Origin of the sequence: Bacillus cereus group sp. MYBK139-1, from assembly GCF_051916915.1 — a bacterium.
Classification (GTDB): Bacteria; Bacillota; Bacilli; order Bacillales; family Bacillaceae_G; genus Bacillus_A; species Bacillus_A pacificus.
On sequence record NZ_JBQAHO010000003.1, the window covers coordinates 79,285 to 98,658 of the forward strand.

The following is a 19,374-nucleotide window of genomic DNA, read 5'->3' on the forward strand; positions in this document are numbered from 1 at the left end:
GCCCATTAAAGCCCGATTGGTTCAACTAATAATCAGTGGGGGATGAAGAAACCCCCCACTGATTAAATTTTCACTTTATTTATAATAGTTAAAAATTCGTCTAGATGCGATATCTGCAATTTCTTCTGGAATAAATGTTTTACTTATATCAGTACCGACATTTAATACTGCTGTAGCATCTTTCTCAATGCTACTAAATAATTCTTTCCCACGTATCGTAATAAGGGGTGTTCCTTCTGGCAACACGTCTTTTACAAATTCCATTTGTGTAAAGAACGGAACGATCCATCTACCCTCTCCTTGGAAATGACGCAAGCGAAGTATTCCTTCTGTTGCCCCTTCCTCTGCTTCTAGTGAGCCAGCAACATAAAACTCAGTAGATAAGAGCAATTCATAAAATTCCTTTTGCTTTTGTTTATCATCCCCTGCTACAACAAGTACTTCTTCTATTCTCTTTACCGGAATTTGCTCCATATGATGCCACCCCTATTTTCAAAATGATTGTACTTAAATTATACGAAATATTCTTATTTTTTTCTACATAATTCGTAATTATTTTCTTAAAATAATTTTAATACTTCTTTTGTCTTTATAATTGTAGCAAACTCTTCATGTAAATTTACAAGTGTCATATTATGAATATCTTCTGCACTATACTCTTTACCATCTAGACCTTTACGGTTAAAAGTAGCCGTCGCATCACTCACTAAAAATGTTTTAAATCCTAAATTCCCTGCCATTCGTGTCGTAGTCTCCACACAATGATTTGTCGTTAATCCTACAATCACTACTGCATTACATTTGTTCTCTCTTAATCGCTCTTCTAAATTTGTCCCAATGAATGCGCTATTAACAGATTTCTGAATAACCACTTCACCTGGTAGTGGTTGCACCTCTTCTTTAAAGTTGACTGTTTCCGCTCTCTCATAAAACATCGACTGCGCATTTTCTTTATTTACATGTTGAATATGAAAAACCGGTCGCTTCCTTTTTCTCCATTGTTCTAATAACATTCTCATGTTTTCTTCAGCAAAAAGATTATTTCTCTCACCCCAGTATGGTAATTGAAATGCTTTTTGTACATCAATTATGATAAGTGCTATTTGATTCATCATCATTTTCTCCTTTGTTTGGCTGTAATTGAAATAGAAAACCAAGTTGTTGCGATGCAGTAATAAAACAAATATAAGCGCAAAGCTCTACAATTTCTTTTTCCGTCCAATATTGTTTCAATACATGAAACATATTATCATCTATCGCCTTTTTGCCATGAATAAATGTATGCGCAAAAGTTACTGCTACACCAATTTCTTCTACCTTTTGCATATCATCAGGCCTTCCCTTTGCCATACAGTACGGGCATTCATTCCCATACGCTAATGTTCTTCTCACTTGTTCCTTCAGCTCTGCTGAAAGAGTTCCTTTATTGTACAGTGTATTTTCTAATGTACTCCACGAATATAATATTTCCGGATTATGACCTAATAACTTTTGAAACTTTGTATCTCCTACATTTGATAATGAAATTCTCTCCATTATTTTCCCTCCTATTCCCTTCAGTTTTATTGTAAAATAAATAAAGTTCTCTTTACATTTCATATGAATCTTAATTTATATTTTTCCTTTACAAAAATTATCATTTTACTGGAGGTATATTTACAAATGCAACTAGACCGTGTTGATCGAAAAATTTTAAATGAATTATATAATGATAGTCGCCTTTCCATGCGTGAATTGGCGAAACGAGTAAACTTATCTGCTCCGTCTACTGCAGAACGTGTTCGTAAACTCGAAAGTGAAGGCGTAATCAAAAAATACACAATCGATATCGATTATAAAAAAGCAGGACTTGTTTTAGACTGTATTTTAGAAATCACTTTAAAAAACGGGGATACAACACGTATGCAACAGTTTATTCAGTCCTATCCATCTGCAAGTTTTTGTTACCGCGTAACAGGAAGCTTATGCTACATTGTAAAAATTTCTGTTCCTTCACTCGTTGAACTTGAAGAATTTATTAATGATGTTTCTTCATATGCAACGACCGTTTCTCATATCGTATTATCAGAAATATCTCTTACCCCTGATATTGAACATATCTTCCCAGAAGATTAATTAATTTTTATTCATAAAATATATAAAAACCTCTTACAATAAGAATAAAAATAATATATTATGTATTAAAATACATAAAGTTCGAGAAAGGGGCTTTACATTGAAAATCTGGTTTTATGAAAAAACGGCACACTTAGATGACTTGCTTGGCATTTGGGATAATGTTCCGACTATCCCTCGAATTGGTGAAAAAGTTGAGATTTTAAAAGCAGTTCGTACTGTTACAGATATTAAATATGTAAAGAACGGCAATAATTTTCGTGTGGAAATTATTACAAAGTAAAAAGTAGCTCACAAAGAGCTACTTTTTACTTATCTATTATGTGCTTTCTTTATAACGATTTTATCGTCTTCTACAGATACTGTTACATAATCATTTTCTTCTAATCGGAGCTTATTTACAGCCTCATCTGGTAGCTCTACAGCCATCAATCTATCTGTTACAATCACTTGACTATACATTTCATTTCCTTCTGATGCACTCACTACTTTTTCCTCATTTATGAAGCGCACTGGTGGCACACCCACTTCTTTTACCATACGCCATTGTTTCCAAACGTAAGGAATTAACCAAAGTAATCCAACAACTGTAAGACCGATACCGATCCATAAATTACTTTGCGCTTGTAATTCAGGAATTGAAATGGCGCTACTCTCTTCTCCGCCGACAAATTGCATACTTGTTGCAATGAAATTATTTAGAGCGTGTACAGCAATATTCGTCCATATATTTTTCGTCTTTATGTATAAAAGACACATTACAACACCAAACATGAACGCACCAATAACATCAAAATGTCCTAAGCCAAAAATAATGGAAGATATAATGACAGCTTTTTTAATTCCCCATTTATAAGCCATTCGCTGTAAAAAGAAGCCTCTAAAAATAACCTCTTCCATAATTGGTGCTAATACACATGCTGAAATGAAAGTAAATATCGTCATATATATGTTACTCGTATTAATAACAGTTCCGTCTTCTAACATAGTAACTAAGAAACTCGGTAACGTATGTGCTAATATATAAAATTGAATATGAGATATACCAACGGAAAAAATCATTCCCATTATCGTTGCTAACACAATTAATCCCCACGGTAAACGTCCTGGCTTATCAAAAAAACTGTTAAATATAACATTATTTTTATTGGTTTTTACGTATAACCAAAATAACGGAAATACAAAAAACACAGTTATTTGTGAAATAACCTCCGTCGTATTCTCAGAAACATTTGATAGACCTAATGGGATCATCGTAAGGAACAGCCCTATAATCATCCATCCAAAAAAACTGCGTAGTCTTATGCGTGAAAATGCATCGTGCATATAGAACACCTCCAAAGATAGTAAAAGTAAATGGTGTGGTAACTAAATTATAATATGAATATAGTTGAAATTCTTCCTATTTTTCTCAAATACTTTCGAACAACATATATAGTAATCATTCTTTTCTTTCAGTTGAAAAATACAAGAAAGTTATGTAATAAAAATCCCCGTTTTTACAAGCGGGGATTTCTTTTATTATAATACGTCACGTTTTTGGAATAATGCACTTGATGCTACAAGTAATACAACAAAGTATGCAGCTACAAGTAATAATGAAGTTGTAAATGTAAACTCTGTAAATGTTGGTTCTGTTCCGCCACTTACTAGCTTATTGCTATCGTACACACTTAAATTTAAATGGAAAAACACTACAAACTTCGCTACACCTTTTGCAAACATCATCAGTACCATATTAATTGGTCCTTGTAAAAAGAAGAGGAACATCGTAATAATTAATGGTAAGACAGACTTTCTAAATACGTTTGCTAAGAAAAATGCAAGAGTCGCAAAGAAGAACGGTGAAAGTACTTGATATAAGGTAGATTTCATTACAATTCCTATCGTTAATTCTGTTTTACTACCATCCATTGCAATTCCGCCAATAATCATTGAAATAATCGTGTTAGCAAATATGATAAATACTATAGTAAGTAACACTGTAATATATTTAGAGAATAAAACTGTCATTCGTTTTCTTGGACGGATTAATAACTGCTTAATTGTACCTTTTTGGAACTCATCCGTAATTATACGAGAAGCAATCGTAATGCCAAAAATTGTTGCAAACAAAGTAATTAAACCAATCTCTGAACTTGCAAAATCTAAATATGATCCTTTAAATTCAGTTCCGTCTCCCCATTTCAGCATCGCTAAAACTCCCAAAATCTCCAATACTGCAATAACACCAATTAAAATATACATACCTTTTTTCGCATGCAACTTTAAAAATTCATTTTGAATTAATTTAAACATTACGCTTTCACTCCCCCTGTAATCGCTAAGAACTCATCCTCTAACGTTTTATTTTGAACGGTAACTCCGTATACAAGCACATCTTCATTCACAAGTTTCTTTACAAGTTGTGGAATTTCTTCTTTCGTTACAGATACTACAATGACATTTCCTTGCGCCTTACCTGTAATAATTTCATTTGCTTTCTGAACTTGATCTACTTCAAACGCTACAACTACTGTCTCATCATGTTTTGCTTGTTCATGTAAGTTGTATTCTTGTACAAACTCACCTTGCTTAATAATAACGACGCGATCACACATAAGTTCAATTTCACTTAATAAGTGACTTGATACGATTACAGCAATATTCTCTTCTTTCGCTAAACGTTGTAAATAATCACGAATTTGGCGAATACCAGCTGGATCTAATCCATTTGTCGGCTCATCTAAAATTAAAATTTTCGGCTGATGAAGTAATGCCTGTGCAATTCCTAAACGTTGTTTCATACCAAGTGAATATGTTTTCACTTTTTTATGAATTGCATGCTCTAATTCAACCAGTTTTACAATTTCAGCAATGCGCTCTTTACTAATCGGTGTAATTGCCATGTTCGCAAAATGCTTCAAGTTTTGCATCCCTGTCATATAATCATATAGTTCAGGATTTTCTACAATCGCTCCAATTTGCTCTAGCGCCTTTTCACGCTCCGTACGAATACTATGACCACAAATTGTAATATCGCCCTCTGTCATTGAAATAAGACCTGTCATCATACGAATCGTTGTTGTCTTACCGCTACCGTTCGGTCCAAGGAACCCGTATACTTCCCCTTCACGAACTTCAAATGATAAACCACGAATAATTTCCGTTCCACCAATCCTTTTTCGAACATTCTCTAACTTTACTACTACGTTTCCCAATGCTGATTCCTCCTTTAGACTTCTAGTTTTTTATCGATAATGCGACCTGTTATATAAACAAGTAAAACAAATATACCGATTGAAAAAGCAATACTATATAAATTTATAAAATTTTCTGGATATAGTATAAGATTCATATCCACCGTTTCATCTATATAAACGATTTTTTTAATAATTTTAGGTATAGGCGCAAGTCGACCCAGCATTTCATATATCAGATTGATTACTTTCGTTACTAGTAAAAATAAGAAGAAAATAATTACATACTCCATTTTTTTCTTTTTCAAAGAAAATACTTTCACACCAGCTACTGTAAAAAGTAAAACTAACAATATACTTGATAAATTAAATACATATAACACGCTACTAAATAACTGCTTTACCATATCTAGTGTAAGTGTACTTTCGGTGAATAACAATTCATGGAGTTCTGTACCTTTTATTACTTTCATCGAAATACCATAGAAAAACATAGCACCTATTAATTCAAAACACATTAAGCTAATTGCTGCATATGACAATATTGCTAAAACAATTTTTTTACCAGATATCGGTGTTAACCGAAATAATGTACTTTCAGTCATTTTCCCAAACGCAGACATCGCCTGCAGAAATACTAATACCGCAAAAATTAAATAAACTAAGAATACTAAAGCAATTGTAATCATTTGCCTTACTTCTCCTGATTCTTGTTTAATATAATTCCCCATACTTACAAAAGCGACAGCCGCAATAAATATGAATGACAATAACGAAATGAAAATTTGTTTTTTATTCGCATTGTACATATATATTAAACTGGCCTTCATCTACTAAACACCTCCTTAAACAAATCCGTAACAGCTTTCCCTCGTTGGAAACGTAATTCCTCTACATTTTCATGCAGTACACTTTCACCATCTTTTAAAAAGATTACTTCGTCAAAAATATTTTCCACTTCTCCAATTAAATGTGTTGCAATTAAAATGGTACAATCTTCGCGATAAAACTGTAAAATAAGTTCTAATATGTGTTCTCTAGAAACGAGATCAATTCCGCCCAGCGGTTCATCTAGTACGTATAACTTCGCTTTCCGAGAAAACGTTAAAATAATTTGTAGCTTTTCAACCATCCCTTTTGATAAAGCTGTAATTTTTTCTTCTAACGGTATTTTAAATTCCGCAACCGTATCTACCGCTTTTTGAATGTCGAAATCTTTATAAAAATCTCGATAGAAAAATAAAGAATCTTTTACCGTCATCCAATCATCAAATACTGGTTTATCCGACATAAAAGAAACAATTTCTTTCGTTTCTAATCCTACTTTTTTACCAGCGATTGTAATACTCCCTTCGGAAGGATGCTGCAAACCGGCAATCATTTTCAATAACGTCGTTTTCCCGCTCCCGTTATCTCCAACGAGTCCAACAATTTTCCCTTCCGTAATCTCAATGCTTAATTCACGGATTACTGCTTTTAACCCGTATCTCTTCCATAAGTTTTCTATTTTTAATAGCTCTGTCATTCGCTCTCCTCCCTTTTCTCATGTAATGAAGAACGAAGGATTGTAAGAATTTCTTCTTCTGAAAAACCTAAATTGTCCATTCCATCTATAAAAGAATGAAGTAATTCTTTCGCCATCTCTTTTCGCAGCTCCATAATTTTCTCCCCTTCATTCGTTACATATCGTCCCATTCCTCTACGCGTTACAACAACCCCATCCCGTTCTAGCTCTTGAAATGTACGCTGGATCGTATTTGGATTTACTTGTAATTCACTCGCTAATTCACGTACAGAGGGAATTTTATCACCAGGCAATAAATGTCCCGTTACGATTTCTTTTTTTATGTATTCCATTACCTGGATGTAAATTGGTATATTTGGAGAAAACTCTATTTTCATTTCTTCCCTCCTTTTGTATCGGTGTACTAGTTAAATAATACACCGATACAAAAAGATTGTAAATACCCATTTACTTACAAAAAAAATTCTATCCATTAACCGGATAGAATTTTTCAAACGAAAATCGTTATACAAAAATAATAGTGTTATGTAAACAAAATCATAAAGAAAAGCTATCTTATTCATTGATAAGACAGCTTTTCTTTATGATCATATATTAAAAATTAAACACGAAGTCATCGTCAGATAACTTTTCAACGTTCGTTGCTTTTACGTAACCATTTCCTTTTACAGAGAAGAAATCATGGTTTTTCGTATCTGTACGTAAACCATTTAAAACGATTGGGTTAATTTCTTCTTCTTCAAACTTCGGCTCAAGTCCTAAGTTCATAAGTCCTTTATTCGCATTGTAACGAACGAAACGATTTACATCCTCTACAAGACCGATAGAAGTGTAAATTTCTTCTGTGTATGCCATTTCAATTTCATATAGTTCCATTAATAACTCTTGTGTTTCTTTTTGCACTTCTTGTTGATCTTCTGCAGAAAGTTCCGCGAAGATTTGTTGTGCTAAAATACCGACGAATACGCCGTGAATTGACTCATCACGGATTATTAAGTTAATAATTTCACCACTTGCCGTCAGTTTTCCTTGCCCTGCTAAGTATAGTGGATAGAAGAATCCACTATAGAATAAGTAACTTTCTAAGAACACACTCGCTACCATTGCCATGTATAACTCTTTTTTCGTCACTTCAGGTTTTAATAAACGACGATAGTAACTCGTAATAATACCAGCCTTTTTCTCAAGTAACGGATGGTTGTCTACCCAGTCAAAAATCTCATCGATTTCTTCTTCAGTAGCTAACGTTGTGAAAATATGACTGTAACTCTTCGCATGTACTTCTTCCATAGCACCCATGAAAGCTAATACACTTTTCGCTTGTAAATTTTCAAGATGAACAAGTACAAGTGGCATCCCTTCGCCGCCTTGTTTCGTATCTAAAAGTGTTAAACCACCTAATACACGCTTATAAGCAATTTGCTCTTCTTTCGATAATTGCACCCAAGTATTTTTGTCAGAAGACACTGCGATTTCTTCTTCTGTCCAAAACTGAGCGATGTTTTGCTTCCAAAACATTAAACTAAAATCATCTTCTTTTTTGTTCCAGTTTACCGCACGCATTCAATCGCCCCTTCTCTAAATAAACATGAAAAATTGATAACTGAGCATGAGCAGGGTTCAGAAAACCCTGCTCATAATGTCTCAATTTTTTTATATTAAACGGTACAAGCCACGCACTCTTCCACGCTTAATTTACGTGTTCTCGTATAATACAGACTCTTTAAGCCTTTTTTATGTGCATAGATGTAATAACGAGCTAATTCACGTGTTGAAATATCACTATTAACGTAAAGAATTGTACTAATTCCTTGGTCAATATGTTCTTGAATTTCTGCGATTAAATCAATTAATTTAAACTGATTCATATCGTAAGAAGATTTATAGTACCAGAACGTATCTTTTGATAAATACGGCATTGGATAATATGTTGTTGCATTCGCATACGTTCTTGATTCGATTTGACTTACAATCGGCATTACGCTTGAAGTTGCATTTTGAACGTAACTGATCGATTGCGTAGGAGCGATGGCAAGACGATATGAGTTGTATAAACCATTCTTCTGCACTTGCTCTTTTAAACTTGTCCAATCTTCTTTTGTCGGAATATGAATTCCTTCAAATAATTGTTGAACTTTTTCAGTTACTGGGCTATAATCTGTCGTTTCATACTTTTCAAAGTATGTGCCGCTTGCATAATCAGACTTATCAAAGTCTTTAAATGTTTCGCCTTTTTCTTTAGCGATTTCCATACTTTTCTCAATAGAGTAGTAATTTAACATCATAAAGAATGTACGAGCGAACTCTTTCGCTTCTGCACTTTCATAAGCGATTTTATTTTTTGCTAAATATCCGTGTAAGTTCATTGCGCCAAGCCCTACTGAATGAAGCTCATCATTTGCTTTTTTCACAGTTGGTGCATTCGGAATGATTGTCATATCAGAAACAGCTGTTAAAGCTTCCATTCCCGCATGAACTGCTTCACGAATTTCTTTATTTTCCATTACATTTACGATATTTAACGATCCTAAGTTACAGTTAATATCACGACGGATAATATCATCTGTACCATAATCGTTAATTTCAGAAGTTTCTTGAAGCTGGAAGATTTCTGTACACAAGTTCGACATCTTCACAGTTCCAATATCCTTCAATGGATGTTGGTTATTTGCATTTGATTTAAACATTAAGTACGGATAACCAGACTCAAGCTGGATCATAGCAATTTTAATAAGCATATCACGCGCACTAATATCTAGCGGCTTCTTCTTCACTTTCGGATTGCTCATTAATTCATCGTACATTTCATCGATATCAATATCATCTAAATGCTTTCCGTATTCTTTATACACTGTATAAGGCGCGAAAACATGGAAAGGTTCGTTTTTCTCAGCAAGCTCAAAGAACTTACTTGGAACGATAATTCCGATTGATAGAGACTGAATACGGCTCTTCTCATCGGCATTTATTTTTTTGGTCAACTCGTCTTCATATTTCTATGAAGGTTGGACTATATCATCAACCTGCAACTGGTTGCCTTGCACTTCGACTGGTACCTATTTCCAGCCTACTCTACTAGCTTTCGTCTAATGACGTGCGTTCGATAGTCTCTACACCTTCTTGAAAGTATTGATAATTAGGAAAGTTATTTGATAGCACTCTATATTTTATCGTATTAGCAGGCACATTAAATGCTCGTCCTGCCTCCGCTAAAGACTCATAGTAAATGTCATTTATAACAATCGGCTTTTTTTGCTTTTCTCTTCCAGAGTTATATTGATGTTTTTGAGCTTTACTTATCTTCATACATGTTTCTTTTGTATGTTTTTTACCCTTACGAGATTTAGACATTTTTTCTTTTGTTTCATCGGTATGCTTTCTACCATGAAATCGTTTAGTAATCTTAGATCTCATATTCTCCATATGTTGAGGTTTATCATACCAATAATTATTAGGACCAGTATTAATTTCAGAAAGAAATTTTTTTACTTCCTTTGAGTGTGTTTTCCCATACATATGGTTCTTTTCCCCACTCAACGCCCCACCTCTAGCGATAGGATGTCCATTATAGCAATACTGTTTTCCATAATACTGACTTAATAAACTTTGCTCAATCTTATGAAGAATATCCTTATCCTCTGGTAACTCAATTATCCCTTTAAACTCAAATTTATTCTCACCATATAAATTCCAGGCTGCTTGTAAATGTTTACTATGATGCCGATTAGCATTCAATTGATTTCTATGAGTTTTAAATCGTACTTTAAAATTATTAGAACTACCAATATAAAACTTCCTATTTTCCTTATTAATTATCAAATAAATTCCACAATTCATGGAATCTCGCCTCCGGTGAATATAAGATTCCACTTCACCCAAATAGCATTTCTTCCAAGCTTGGCACGGTATTACCTGCTATCCACGTACATGGACCGTAGGCTCTCTTAGTCAGCTTCTTCGCGGGTTCTTTTTCTTTTACCCCTTATTCAACTGATACCGTTAGCCGCTAATGCGACACCCTATTGGTTAGGTTCACAAGGTTTTCTCATACACATTACTGTATAGAGGGACTACCAATTAATCCAAGAATTCAATAATATCCCAATGGAAAATGTTTAAATATACTGCGCCAGCACCTTTTCGTTGGCCAAGCTGATTCGCATATGAAAACGAATCTTCAAGTAATTTCATAACAGGTACTACACCACTTGCAGCGTTGTCGATACCTTTAATTTGCTCACCGCGTGCGCGTAGCTTAGATAAGTTTAAAGCTACTCCACCACCGATTTTTGATAATTGCATTGCAGTATTAATGTTAAAGCCGATTGAATTTAAACTATCATCCATCTCTAACAAGAAACAAGACACCATTTCTCCTCTTCTGCTTCTTCCCGCATTTAAAAAGGTTGGTGTCGCTGGTTGGTAGTTTTGTTTGACAATCATGCTTGCGAATTGTTTTGCCTTCGCAACATCACCGCGTCCTAAGTATAATGACACAATTGCTACACGATCTTCATAGCTTTCTAAGTATTGTTTTTGATCATTTGTTTTTAACGCATAATCTTTGTAGAACTTAGATGCTGCCATATAAGATTGGAACTCGAAGTTTTCACCATAAGCGATGTTATATACCTCTTCTACTTCCTCCAAGTTATACTCGTCCAGAACGTTGTAATAGTAATCATGTTCTTTCATATACTCCATTCGCTCTGCCACGCTATTAAAATGAACGGTATTCTCTCTAGCTTCTTCCATAAAGACTTCTAATGCCTCTTTATCTTTATGAAGCTGATAAAAACCGTCCTGCATTTGCGTGATTTCATTATTCAGTTCAATGTGTCGCAATCTCCCGCACCCTTTCCTTAAAATATTCTACATCGTTATTTGTTCCTGATAACTCAAATTTTGATACAATAGGCACTTCATATTTAGCAGAAATTTTGTCAGCACTTGCACCGAACATGTCTCCCCAGTTACGATTGCCGCTTGCAGATACGCCTTTTAATTTTTCATTATTGCGCTCTAAAAATTCTAAAACACGTTCTGGTACATTGCCAAAACCTGTTGTATACGTAATTAAAATAAAGTCTTCATCTATTACTAGATCTTCACCAATTTGAACGGCCGGCATATTTAATTTGTGGATGAAACGCTTCACGTTCCCTGTCATAGAATCATATGCAACTAACATTTCCGACCCTCCCTTTTCAATCTATACTCTCTGTATGTTGTTTCTTGATTTCTCTATATATTGTATTACGTTTCAAAATAAGACACAAGATATATGTATAAATTCTTTCTTTTTTTAACTTTTACTTTTCGACAAGACCGTCGATTTTTTTCAATACAATGACTATGAAACAACATTCTAAAACTCATGTCAATAAAGTGCTTTTCAAAAAAGTTGTCAACGAATTTAACCTTATTTTTAAAAAAGTTAACAATATATTTTGTCATAAAACGGCAAATGCTGGAGGAATATATTTCTCCAGCATCACGCAAAAAAGAACAGACATGAAACGATAATCTGTTCTAAAAAACGATTACATTTATCAACTTTGCTTTATTAAATATTATACATATACTTTCAGTTCGCGTTACATACTAAAAGATAACTATTATAGAAAAAGATTATCATTATGGAAATTCAACTTATTTATGAAAAGATTATTCAGAGTGCTCAATACGCAAAATATCTTTTACAAATATATGATGTGGATTTTCATCTTTATCAATCATTGTACATACAGGAGCTTCTTCATCAAAGTACACAATCATTCCTTCAACGTACTGATATGTATGTTGAACTTGTACAGTTACTTTAATTTCTACAGCCTCTTCATATGCTCTTTTTATTTTCTGAAGCATTTTTGCCGAACACTTTCGTTTCTCTGGATACATGACCATCCCCATAAATCGATTTCCGGCTCTATCTTTCCACATATAATCCCAATGCGGTAATATGCCTTGTTTAAAATCGCCCATAAGTCTCCTCCCTATATTCTTTTAGTTACGAACGTGGCGTTTCTGAATATGTATAAATGACCTGTCCGCCGCGCTGTGCGTTACCAATGAAATGTTTAAAGTCTTCTCGATTCACTAAAACTTCTCTGAACGTATAAAATACATCTTTCGTAACAACATACTCCTTTATTTCACCATTTTTCAGCTGATCCAAAATTGTATTTGCTAATTCTTTATCCATGTATTTCACCTCTATGCAATATTTTATTTTATCTTATATTCTATAGGTCAACAACTGTAAAATTATCCAGATGCTATACCTTCATTTCATTTTCATTATTTTTCAAAAAAGATATCGTTAGTAGATGTCCACTAAATATCATATACTAACATAGCTACTTCTCTATATCAATCATTTCATCATTCAATTATGCAAAGTTCCATACCACTATGCTACAATATATAAATAGAACTAGGAGGGATACTATGATTCGGAAAGCAAAAAAGACAGATGCGAAACTGGTAGCACCTTTATTGTATAACGCTCTGCACGAAATTGCTGAAAAAATCACAGGTAGCACAGTTGAAACAGAAGTATTACTAGGACTTGAAACATGGTTCTCAAAAGAGAGAAATCGACTGAGCTATGAAAACTGTTTTGTATATGAGCAAGACGGGGGTGCAGTTGGAGTTATTGTCGCTTATCACGGTAGTGAAGCAACAATGCTTGATGCACCCATTGTACATCACTTAAGAGAATTACATAAAGATGGATCGATTACGTTAGAAAAAGAAGCCGAGCTTGATGAATATTACATTGATACATTATCCGTTTCAAGTGCATATGGTGGAAAAGGAATTGGTTCTAAATTAATTGAAGCTGCTGAAATACATGCAACTGAAAAAGAGTATGAAAAAATCGCATTACTTGTTAATTTAGAAAACAAACGTGCCTATTCACTATACGAAAAACTAGGTTATAAAAAAGATCAAATCGTTATGCTTGTAGGCGAACCTTATGCACATCTCGTAAAACCATTAAACATCAAAATTTCTATATCTTAAAAAGAAAGCACACGATTTATATAAACCGTGTGCTTTTATGTTAAATTCGTATTCAATATATTTCCATTCATCGCCTCATGAAACGTATATGTCGTACATCCCCATGGCTCTCTGTGCAAAATAGGAGAACCAGACCATCCCATCGCTCTCAGTTCGGCACCAATCATTACATTCACATAATTATGACCTACAAGAGCAATACTTCCATGTACGAGAGCATAACGATGTAATAAGTAAGCCGCTTGTCTTGCCCTCTCTCTTACTTCCTTATAAGACTCCACATCTTTATGGTAACCAAGTATCCATAATGTTCGTCCGATAAACATCCATACGTTAGGTTTACACTTCAACCATTTTGGAGCATAAAAACTCGTCGGAACTTCTGCTTCCCTAAATAGAGTATTTTGCATAAAAGATAAAGAATCCGTTAATTCAGCTGCTGACTGTACAGCACACCTTTGATCACTCGTTACAATCAATTTGGCCGCTTCAACCGCTTCCCTTGTTTCCGTTGGTATAGGTGCTTTTTCTGTTATAGTATGTAAGTCATATCCTTTCATCCATTCACGAAAGGATGTAACCGTCATTGGTTCTATAGTACGGTCTAAGCGACCATGACGAATAAAAGAAATCTTCATTCTTTCCACTCTCCATTCATCACTTACGAACTCTATTATGTACTATTTTTACATATCATACCACGCAAAAAAAGAAAGTTATACACCTTTACATATCCACGCCACTCTCATTTGTGACCCCAGCATGTATCCCATCCATCCCATCAAAATATGTAGTCGTTTCATGATGACGGATCTTTTTTAAATGTATATAAGAAAATACAAATAAAATTAATGCTATAACACTCCCCACAAATTCAAACATCATTTTACCGCCTCTAATTTCTCCCACTTTAGTAGGTTCTTGTATTTTTTTATTATACCCCTATATAAAGATATCTGCATTTAAACCCTTCTTTTTTCTAATAACATGACATTCTTGCATATTTTCTTACAAAAAGTGAATGTTTTTCGAATTTTTACTTTGGAAACATTTACAAAATGGACAATATGGTTCAAAATAGGAAGAAATAAAAAAACCAAAATTATTCTTTTTTGGGAAAACTGTAACAAGGAGAGTTGCTTATGCAGATCGCAGAAACTGGAGATATCATTGAATTTAAAGGTGGAATGCAAGGCCGTGTTCAAAAAGTAAATCAAAACTCCGTTATTGTAGATATAACAATTATGGAGAATTTTAGAGAACTAGATATGGAACCTCTTACAGTTGTTAGTCATAAAAACTATACTGTCATTAATCAAAATGCATAATATAATAGAAAGAAAGGATCTGTATGTTATACAGATCCTTTCTTTCTATTATATATTAACGATTATCAATTGTTTCTGGATATAAATCATGGTTCATCATGCGGTAGTCAGCCATTTGTTCATACTTCGTTCCTGGGCGACCGTAGTTGCAGTAAGGATCAATGGAAATCCCTCCACGTGGTGTGAATTTACCCCATACCTCGATGTAACGTGGATCCATTAATTTAATTAAGTCATTCATAATAACGTTCATACAATCTTCGTGGAAGTCACCATGATTGCGAAAACTAAATAAATATAGTTTTAAAGATTTACTCTCTACCATTCTTTGTTCTGGAATGTAGCTAATATAAATTGTTGCAAAATCCGGTTGGCCTGTTTTCGGACATAAGCTTGTAAATTCAGGACAATTGAATTTAACAAAGTAATCACGGTTTGGATGATTATTATCAAATACCTCTAAAATTTCTGGACTATATTCAAATAAATATTTTGTATTTTGATTTCCTAATAATGTTACATCTTTTAAATCTTCATCTAATCTTCCTGCCATTTTAAACATCCCTTCTCATTATACTCCGCGTTTATTTCCCCATACTAACGCATGAAGCTGCGGCAATACTTTTGCATTATTCATTTCTTTACGATTAACTGCTTTTTCAATTAACCACTCATACTTATCTAATAGCTTTTTAATCAACATCGCATCATCCACAGTTTTTGTATCATCATTTCCTACTTGTAAGAAAAATGGTACATGTGGATAACGTTCGTGCATCTTAACTGCATACTCGAAATCATAATCGTCAAATACTACTACCTTTAAACTAATATCTTTTCCCGCTAGTTTCTGAATCATAGCATCTAACTTCTGAAAATCAGTTTTCATAGTCGAACTTGGTGGTTTTGGAGAAATCGTTATCTCATCAATTTGAAGTAACCAATCTTGCCATTTACTCCCTTGCGTTTCGATTGCTGTTCGCATTCCATTCTCTTTTAATATAGAAAGAAGAAACTCAATATTTTTCAGCAATGCCGGATTTCCACCTGAAATCGTAACATGAGAAAAATTTTCGCCGCCAATTTCTACAAGCTCATTCCAAACGTCTTCCGCTGTCATCTGTCTAATTTGATCTTTAGCAGATCCATCCCACGTAAAAGCAGAATCACACCAAGCACAGCTATAATCACAGCCAGCTGTACGGATAAACATCGTCTTTTGTCCTACAACCATTCCTTCACCTTGAATAGTCGGACCAAATATTTCTAAGACAGGGATTTTACTCATCGAGCATCCACTCCCGTCTTACTTCTGCATAACTAGTCGGAGTCTCGAATAGACGAACGAATTCAACACGAGCTCCTTTATATTCATTCACACGATTATCTTTTGTTAACGCTTCTGCCATCTTTTCATAAATCCAAACGACCATATTTTCAGCAGTTGTATTCATCGCTGGTAACGTTTCGTTTAAATAACGATGGTCTAAATAAATTTCTATTTCATTCTTCCAAATTTCTTTTATATCTCCAAAGTCAATCGCAAGACCGATTTCATTTACATATCCACTAATCCCAAATACAACTTTATATGTGTGACCATGTAAGTTTTTACATTTCCCTTCATAACAGTGTAAATGGTGTGCTGCATCAAATGTAAATTCCTTGCTGACCATTACTCTTTTATTATGATATTTAAGCTGTTTACGCTGAATATCCTTGTCCATTTTTTGCAAATTTTCTACAATGCGAAATCCAAAGAAATTATCCATTAGTTACTCGCTCCTTCGCGTTCTTGTAGGTACGTATCTAATCCTGCTTTACGAAGTTGACATGCTGGACATTCACCGCAACCATCACCAATGATTCCGTTATAACATGTTAATGTTTTTTCTCGAACAAACTCGAATGCTCCAAGTTCATCTGATAATTTCCATGTTTCCGCTTTATCAATCCACATAAGTGGTGTATGAATCACAAACGGATAATCCATGGATAAATTTAAAGTAACGTTTAACGATTTCACAAACACGTCACGGCAATCTGGATAACCACTAAAATCAGTTTCACATACACCCGTTACAATATGACGTGCTCCAACTTGTTTTGCTAATACAGCAGCAAATGATAAGAATAGTAAATTTCGTCCATCTACAAACGTCGATGGTAATTCCCCTTCTTCATGTGTAATCTCCATATCCGTTCTCGTTAACGCGTTTGGAGCAAGTTGATTTAATAGACTCATATCTAGTACCGTATGTTTAATTCCTAGCTCTTTTGCAATTTCCGTTGCACAATCAATTTCTAGCTTATGACGTTGATTGTAATTAAACGTTACAGCCTCTACTTCTGCAAACTGCTCTATTGCCCAAAATAAACATGTCGTACTATCTTGTCCTCCACTAAAAACAACAACTGCCTTTTCTTTTTTCATTTCACTCATTCTCCTTCTCTACTACGAATAAGAAGAAAGAACGTTCTTGAACTGTCACAATAAAAAAACAAAACAATACCTAATGATATTGTTGTTTCCATAGTTTTTTATAGAGGGAGTTCGCGAACCTCTCCCGTGCATTACACGGAATTCCTTCTTTCATTGACAAAGCTTATTGTAACATATTGTATACTACCAGAAAAAATTTCTGATTTTTCCGCTATTTCTCATTTCATTTCTTGCATTTTATAGTATGATTAATCTAATGTGAGAAGAGAGGAGGCATCCCACTGAAACCCTTTATTATTTATCTCTTTTTAAATATATTATTCATCCTTGTTACAATGCTCGTATACCATTTATTTTGGAATCAAAAAGGGAAACGTTCTCCTAAATTAAATTCAACTATATTTATTACATTATGTTGCCTCGCTACCATACTATGTATTACTTTCGGAGCAAAAACAAATTATGGATTTCAATTTGATATGCGTCATATCGTATTAATTGTCGGTACATTAACAGGAGGTCCTATTGCCGGTGGATCTATATTAGTTGTACTAAATATATACCGCTTCTTATTAGGAGGAATAGGTGTTTTCCCATCGCTTATCGGTTCTATCCTTCTATTTATTGTCCTACTATTTACATATAAAGTTTTTAATCGAACCTCTAATCGTATAAAAGTAGCACTTGCTATTATCTACAGTCTCACATACGGATTGAGTTGGATACCTTTCTTCCTTTCAAAGGTTACAAATAAGACTGATTATATACCACATATTATTGTGTATGAGTTATGTACGATACTTGGTACGATACTTATTTTATATTTACTACACATATTACAAACTCAAGTTCGTCTTCAAAACGAACTTATGAATGCTGAAAAGTTTCATTTAATTGGCGAAATGGCAGCATCCATCTCTCATGAGATTCGCAATCCGTTAACTTCAACAAAAGGATTTTTACAACTTTTGCAGTCAGATACATGCACTGAGCAAGAGCGAAAATTATATATTGACATAGCCATCAACGGAATCGAACAAGCAAATCACGTTCTTACAGATTATTTAACCTTTGCAAAACCAAGTATTGAAAAAGAACAAACATTACAGTTAGAAGAAGAACTACTGCATGCATTATCGTTAATTACACCGCTTGCTAATTTAACAAATGTGCGTACACATTATATAAAGCAAAGTACTTCTTTTTTTATCGCGGGAGAAAAACAAAAACTAAATCAATGTTTGTTAAATATTTTAAAAAACTGCATTGAGGCCATGCCAAAAGGCGGTGATCTTTATTTCACATTAGTTCCTGATCATAAGCATATTCAATTATATATAAAAGATACAGGAGTTGGCATGGATCAAGAACAAGTAAAACGCCTTGGATCCCCTTTCTACTCAACAAAAGAAAAAGGCACTGGCCTTGGAATGATGGTCGTATTCAGTGTTGTGCAAGCTATGAACGGAAAAATTGATATTATAAGTGAAAAAGGTACAGGTACAACTTTCTTATTAACTTTTCCACTCATACAAAAAACGTGATGAAATACTCATCACGTTTTTTCTGTTCCTTCAACTAATTCAGCAAAAGCTTTCACTTTTCCATGTGGTTTTTGATTTTCTTTACGTGCTTTCCAAGCGCGTTCTTCTTCTTTCTTTTTCTTGGACATACTTTTCAACTCCTTCTTTGCTTTCTCTCTGTAGTATTCCAAAATAAGAAGAAAAACTATGCACATATGAAAAAGAAGTGGTC

At 34.0% G+C, this 19,374-nt stretch carries 26 protein-coding genes, 2 pseudogenes and 1 riboswitch; of the genes and pseudogenes, 5 read left to right on the forward strand and 23 right to left on the reverse strand.

Features of this window, described 5'->3' with window-relative positions:
* Nucleotides 1-75: 75 nt before the first annotated feature.
* The 3 genes from ACTFRS_RS17410 to ACTFRS_RS17420 all read right to left on the reverse strand — a co-directional run bounded on the left by ACTFRS_RS17410 (nucleotide 76) and on the right by ACTFRS_RS17420 (nucleotide 1,599).
* Complete coding sequence (locus tag ACTFRS_RS17410) at nucleotides 76-474, reverse strand: SseB family protein (protein WP_098923671.1); 399 nt, start codon at nucleotides 472-474, stop codon at nucleotides 76-78.
* 86 nt (nucleotides 475-560) lie between these two features.
* Nucleotides 561-1,115 carry a cysteine hydrolase family protein gene (locus ACTFRS_RS17415; protein ID WP_431085160.1) on the reverse strand — a complete coding sequence of 185 codons (555 nt, stop codon included), beginning with the start codon at nucleotides 1,113-1,115 and terminating at the stop codon, nucleotides 561-563.
* Nucleotides 1,084-1,599 (reverse strand): carboxymuconolactone decarboxylase family protein, encoded by a 516-nt coding sequence (locus ACTFRS_RS17420; RefSeq protein ID WP_139869657.1) that lies wholly within the window; start codon nucleotides 1,597-1,599, stop codon nucleotides 1,084-1,086. The genes ACTFRS_RS17415 and ACTFRS_RS17420 overlap by 32 nt, the downstream gene beginning before the upstream one ends.
* 63 nt (nucleotides 1,600-1,662) lie before the next feature.
* Between ACTFRS_RS17420 and ACTFRS_RS17425 the strand changes: the two genes are divergently transcribed.
* Together ACTFRS_RS17425 and ACTFRS_RS17430 are read left to right on the forward strand one after the other, a co-directional pair.
* Nucleotides 1,663-2,115, forward strand: a complete 453-nt coding sequence (locus tag ACTFRS_RS17425) for an Lrp/AsnC family transcriptional regulator (RefSeq protein WP_139869658.1) — start codon at nucleotides 1,663-1,665, stop codon at nucleotides 2,113-2,115.
* A 100-nt stretch (nucleotides 2,116-2,215) separates the two neighbouring features.
* A complete protein-coding gene (locus tag ACTFRS_RS17430) occupies nucleotides 2,216-2,398 on the forward strand; it encodes a DUF3913 family protein (protein ID WP_074610755.1) in 183 nt (60 codons plus the stop codon).
* A gap of 29 nt (nucleotides 2,399-2,427) precedes the next feature.
* On the opposite strand, the gene ACTFRS_RS17435 is transcribed toward ACTFRS_RS17430, so the two are convergent.
* From ACTFRS_RS17435 to ACTFRS_RS17495, 13 genes and pseudogenes are all read right to left on the reverse strand, one after another.
* A complete protein-coding gene (locus ACTFRS_RS17435; RefSeq protein ID WP_139869659.1) occupies nucleotides 2,428-3,441 on the reverse strand; it encodes a CPBP family intramembrane glutamic endopeptidase in 1,014 nt (337 codons plus the stop codon).
* Nucleotides 3,442-3,636: 195 nt separating this feature from the next.
* Nucleotides 3,637-4,413, reverse strand: coding sequence for an ABC transporter permease (locus ACTFRS_RS17440; protein ID WP_139869660.1), 777 nt, complete (start codon nucleotides 4,411-4,413; stop codon nucleotides 3,637-3,639).
* The gene (locus ACTFRS_RS17445; protein ID WP_139869661.1) at nucleotides 4,413-5,315 is read right to left on the reverse strand and encodes an ABC transporter ATP-binding protein; all 903 of its coding nucleotides are present in this window, start codon (nucleotides 5,313-5,315) and stop codon (nucleotides 4,413-4,415) included. Before ACTFRS_RS17445 ends, ACTFRS_RS17440 begins: the two co-directional genes overlap by 1 nt.
* A 14-nt stretch (nucleotides 5,316-5,329) precedes the next feature.
* Nucleotides 5,330-6,124, reverse strand: coding sequence for an ABC transporter permease (locus ACTFRS_RS17450; protein ID WP_431085159.1), 795 nt, complete (start codon nucleotides 6,122-6,124; stop codon nucleotides 5,330-5,332).
* On the reverse strand, nucleotides 6,121-6,819 hold the full coding sequence (locus tag ACTFRS_RS17455; protein ID WP_000137753.1) for an ABC transporter ATP-binding protein: 699 nt from the start codon (nucleotides 6,817-6,819) through the stop codon (nucleotides 6,121-6,123). Before ACTFRS_RS17455 ends, ACTFRS_RS17450 begins: the two co-directional genes overlap by 4 nt.
* Nucleotides 6,816-7,196 (reverse strand): GntR family transcriptional regulator, encoded by a 381-nt coding sequence (locus ACTFRS_RS17460; RefSeq protein ID WP_000687504.1) that lies wholly within the window; start codon nucleotides 7,194-7,196, stop codon nucleotides 6,816-6,818. The genes ACTFRS_RS17455 and ACTFRS_RS17460 overlap by 4 nt, the downstream gene beginning before the upstream one ends.
* Before the next feature lie 217 nt (nucleotides 7,197-7,413).
* Complete coding sequence (gene nrdF, locus ACTFRS_RS17465; protein ID WP_001203035.1) at nucleotides 7,414-8,382, reverse strand: class 1b ribonucleoside-diphosphate reductase subunit beta; 969 nt, start codon at nucleotides 8,380-8,382, stop codon at nucleotides 7,414-7,416.
* A gap of 95 nt (nucleotides 8,383-8,477) precedes the next feature.
* Nucleotides 8,478-9,797, reverse strand: a pseudogene (locus ACTFRS_RS17470) (ribonucleoside-diphosphate reductase subunit alpha); the annotation flags it as partial.
* Nucleotides 9,798-9,894: 97 nt separating this feature from the next.
* Nucleotides 9,895-10,656: a group I intron GIY-YIG endonuclease gene (locus tag ACTFRS_RS17475; protein ID WP_242294222.1), complete on the reverse strand. Its 762-nt coding sequence runs from the start codon at nucleotides 10,654-10,656 to the stop codon at nucleotides 9,895-9,897.
* A 243-nt stretch (nucleotides 10,657-10,899) separates the two neighbouring features.
* Nucleotides 10,900-11,664: pseudogene (locus tag ACTFRS_RS17480) on the reverse strand (ribonucleoside-diphosphate reductase subunit alpha); the annotation flags it as partial.
* Nucleotides 11,651-12,010 (reverse strand): class Ib ribonucleoside-diphosphate reductase assembly flavoprotein NrdI, encoded by a 360-nt coding sequence (gene nrdI, locus ACTFRS_RS17485; RefSeq protein ID WP_000959450.1) that lies wholly within the window; start codon nucleotides 12,008-12,010, stop codon nucleotides 11,651-11,653. The pseudogene ACTFRS_RS17480 and the gene nrdI, both read right to left, overlap by 14 nt.
* Before the next feature lie 476 nt (nucleotides 12,011-12,486).
* Nucleotides 12,487-12,804 carry a hypothetical protein gene (locus ACTFRS_RS17490; RefSeq protein ID WP_000502201.1) on the reverse strand — a complete coding sequence of 106 codons (318 nt, stop codon included), beginning with the start codon at nucleotides 12,802-12,804 and terminating at the stop codon, nucleotides 12,487-12,489.
* Between the two features lie 25 nt (nucleotides 12,805-12,829).
* Nucleotides 12,830-13,024, reverse strand: coding sequence for a hypothetical protein (locus ACTFRS_RS17495; protein ID WP_000356683.1), 195 nt, complete (start codon nucleotides 13,022-13,024; stop codon nucleotides 12,830-12,832).
* Nucleotides 13,025-13,269: 245 nt separating this feature from the next.
* Between ACTFRS_RS17495 and ACTFRS_RS17500 the strand changes: the two genes are divergently transcribed.
* On the forward strand, nucleotides 13,270-13,848 hold the full coding sequence (locus tag ACTFRS_RS17500; protein ID WP_270713147.1) for a GNAT family N-acetyltransferase: 579 nt from the start codon (nucleotides 13,270-13,272) through the stop codon (nucleotides 13,846-13,848).
* 35 nt (nucleotides 13,849-13,883) lie between these two features.
* Here ACTFRS_RS17500 and ACTFRS_RS17505 read toward each other — a convergent pair whose 3' ends face one another.
* Both ACTFRS_RS17505 and ACTFRS_RS17510 read right to left on the reverse strand, forming a co-directional pair.
* On the reverse strand, nucleotides 13,884-14,486 hold the full coding sequence (locus tag ACTFRS_RS17505) for a histidine phosphatase family protein (RefSeq protein WP_440023561.1): 603 nt from the start codon (nucleotides 14,484-14,486) through the stop codon (nucleotides 13,884-13,886).
* An 88-nt stretch (nucleotides 14,487-14,574) separates the two neighbouring features.
* Nucleotides 14,575-14,757: a hypothetical protein gene (locus tag ACTFRS_RS17510; RefSeq protein WP_016716951.1), complete on the reverse strand. Its 183-nt coding sequence runs from the start codon at nucleotides 14,755-14,757 to the stop codon at nucleotides 14,575-14,577.
* A 233-nt stretch (nucleotides 14,758-14,990) separates the two neighbouring features.
* Here ACTFRS_RS17510 and ACTFRS_RS17515 point away from each other — a divergent pair, with 233 nt between their 5' ends.
* Nucleotides 14,991-15,176: a YkvS family protein gene (locus ACTFRS_RS17515; RefSeq protein WP_001165081.1), complete on the forward strand. Its 186-nt coding sequence runs from the start codon at nucleotides 14,991-14,993 to the stop codon at nucleotides 15,174-15,176.
* A 55-nt stretch (nucleotides 15,177-15,231) separates the two neighbouring features.
* On the opposite strand, the gene queF is transcribed toward ACTFRS_RS17515, so the two are convergent.
* The 4 genes from queF to queC are packed head-to-tail and all read right to left on the reverse strand — an operon-like array spanning nucleotide 15,232 to nucleotide 17,610.
* Complete coding sequence (gene queF, locus ACTFRS_RS17520) at nucleotides 15,232-15,729, reverse strand: preQ(1) synthase (protein ID WP_000918895.1); 498 nt, start codon at nucleotides 15,727-15,729, stop codon at nucleotides 15,232-15,234.
* An 18-nt stretch (nucleotides 15,730-15,747) separates the two neighbouring features.
* Nucleotides 15,748-16,464 (reverse strand): 7-carboxy-7-deazaguanine synthase QueE, encoded by a 717-nt coding sequence (gene queE, locus ACTFRS_RS17525; protein WP_000036279.1) that lies wholly within the window; start codon nucleotides 16,462-16,464, stop codon nucleotides 15,748-15,750.
* Nucleotides 16,457-16,948: a 6-carboxytetrahydropterin synthase QueD gene (gene queD / locus ACTFRS_RS17530; protein WP_000368413.1), complete on the reverse strand. Its 492-nt coding sequence runs from the start codon at nucleotides 16,946-16,948 to the stop codon at nucleotides 16,457-16,459. The genes queE and queD overlap by 8 nt, the downstream gene beginning before the upstream one ends.
* Nucleotides 16,948-17,610: a 7-cyano-7-deazaguanine synthase QueC gene (gene queC / locus ACTFRS_RS17535; RefSeq protein WP_000711599.1), complete on the reverse strand. Its 663-nt coding sequence runs from the start codon at nucleotides 17,608-17,610 to the stop codon at nucleotides 16,948-16,950. Before queC ends, queD begins: the two co-directional genes overlap by 1 nt.
* A gap of 93 nt (nucleotides 17,611-17,703) precedes the next feature.
* Nucleotides 17,704-17,747: riboswitch (PreQ1 riboswitch) on the reverse strand.
* Nucleotides 17,748-17,954: 207 nt separating this feature from the next.
* Here queC and kinB point away from each other — a divergent pair.
* Nucleotides 17,955-19,163, forward strand: coding sequence for a sporulation sensor histidine kinase KinB (gene kinB, locus ACTFRS_RS17540; protein WP_048553797.1), 1,209 nt, complete (start codon nucleotides 17,955-17,957; stop codon nucleotides 19,161-19,163).
* 11 nt (nucleotides 19,164-19,174) lie between these two features.
* Here kinB and ACTFRS_RS17545 read toward each other — a convergent pair whose 3' ends face one another.
* Nucleotides 19,175-19,291 (reverse strand): DUF6254 family protein, encoded by a 117-nt coding sequence (locus ACTFRS_RS17545; protein ID WP_000038254.1) that lies wholly within the window; start codon nucleotides 19,289-19,291, stop codon nucleotides 19,175-19,177.
* Between the last annotated feature and the right edge of the window lie 83 nt (nucleotides 19,292-19,374).

Bases quoted from the DNA above. Each gene is read 5' to 3' on its own strand.
- ACTFRS_RS17420 (WP_139869657.1), bottom strand. From the start codon at position 1,599: ATGAAATGTAAAGAGAACTTTATTTATTTTACAATAAAACTGAAGGGA.
- ACTFRS_RS17460 (WP_000687504.1), bottom strand. From the start codon at position 7,196: ATGAAAATAGAGTTTTCTCCAAATATACCAATTTACATCCAGGTAATG.
- queD (WP_000368413.1), bottom strand. From the start codon at position 16,948: ATGGATAATTTCTTTGGATTTCGCATTGTAGAAAATTTGCAAAAAATG.
- ACTFRS_RS17455 (WP_000137753.1), bottom strand. From the start codon at position 6,819: ATGACAGAGCTATTAAAAATAGAAAACTTATGGAAGAGATACGGGTTA.
- ACTFRS_RS17435 (WP_139869659.1), bottom strand. From the start codon at position 3,441: ATGCACGATGCATTTTCACGCATAAGACTACGCAGTTTTTTTGGATGG.
- ACTFRS_RS17415 (WP_431085160.1), bottom strand. From the start codon at position 1,115: ATGATGAATCAAATAGCACTTATCATAATTGATGTACAAAAAGCATTT.
- nrdF (WP_001203035.1), bottom strand. From the start codon at position 8,382: ATGCGTGCGGTAAACTGGAACAAAAAAGAAGATGATTTTAGTTTAATG.
- ACTFRS_RS17440 (WP_139869660.1), bottom strand. From the start codon at position 4,413: ATGTTTAAATTAATTCAAAATGAATTTTTAAAGTTGCATGCGAAAAAA.
- kinB (WP_048553797.1), top strand. From the start codon at position 17,955: ATGCTCGTATACCATTTATTTTGGAATCAAAAAGGGAAACGTTCTCCT.
- ACTFRS_RS17495 (WP_000356683.1), bottom strand. From the start codon at position 13,024: ATGGATAAAGAATTAGCAAATACAATTTTGGATCAGCTGAAAAATGGT.
- ACTFRS_RS17425 (WP_139869658.1), top strand. From the start codon at position 1,663: ATGCAACTAGACCGTGTTGATCGAAAAATTTTAAATGAATTATATAAT.
- queC (WP_000711599.1), bottom strand. From the start codon at position 17,610: ATGAAAAAAGAAAAGGCAGTTGTTGTTTTTAGTGGAGGACAAGATAGT.
- ACTFRS_RS17490 (WP_000502201.1), bottom strand. From the start codon at position 12,804: ATGGGCGATTTTAAACAAGGCATATTACCGCATTGGGATTATATGTGG.
- nrdI (WP_000959450.1), bottom strand. From the start codon at position 12,010: ATGTTAGTTGCATATGATTCTATGACAGGGAACGTGAAGCGTTTCATC.
- ACTFRS_RS17475 (WP_242294222.1), bottom strand. From the start codon at position 10,656: ATGAATTGTGGAATTTATTTGATAATTAATAAGGAAAATAGGAAGTTT.
- ACTFRS_RS17515 (WP_001165081.1), top strand. From the start codon at position 14,991: ATGCAGATCGCAGAAACTGGAGATATCATTGAATTTAAAGGTGGAATG.
- queE (WP_000036279.1), bottom strand. From the start codon at position 16,464: ATGAGTAAAATCCCTGTCTTAGAAATATTTGGTCCGACTATTCAAGGT.
- ACTFRS_RS17500 (WP_270713147.1), top strand. From the start codon at position 13,270: ATGATTCGGAAAGCAAAAAAGACAGATGCGAAACTGGTAGCACCTTTA.
- ACTFRS_RS17505 (WP_440023561.1), bottom strand. From the start codon at position 14,486: ATGAAGATTTCTTTTATTCGTCATGGTCGCTTAGACCGTACTATAGAA.
- queF (WP_000918895.1), bottom strand. From the start codon at position 15,729: ATGGCAGGAAGATTAGATGAAGATTTAAAAGATGTAACATTATTAGGA.
- ACTFRS_RS17450 (WP_431085159.1), bottom strand. From the start codon at position 6,124: ATGAAGGCCAGTTTAATATATATGTACAATGCGAATAAAAAACAAATT.
- ACTFRS_RS17545 (WP_000038254.1), bottom strand. From the start codon at position 19,291: ATGTCCAAGAAAAAGAAAGAAGAAGAACGCGCTTGGAAAGCACGTAAA.
- ACTFRS_RS17410 (WP_098923671.1), bottom strand. From the start codon at position 474: ATGGAGCAAATTCCGGTAAAGAGAATAGAAGAAGTACTTGTTGTAGCA.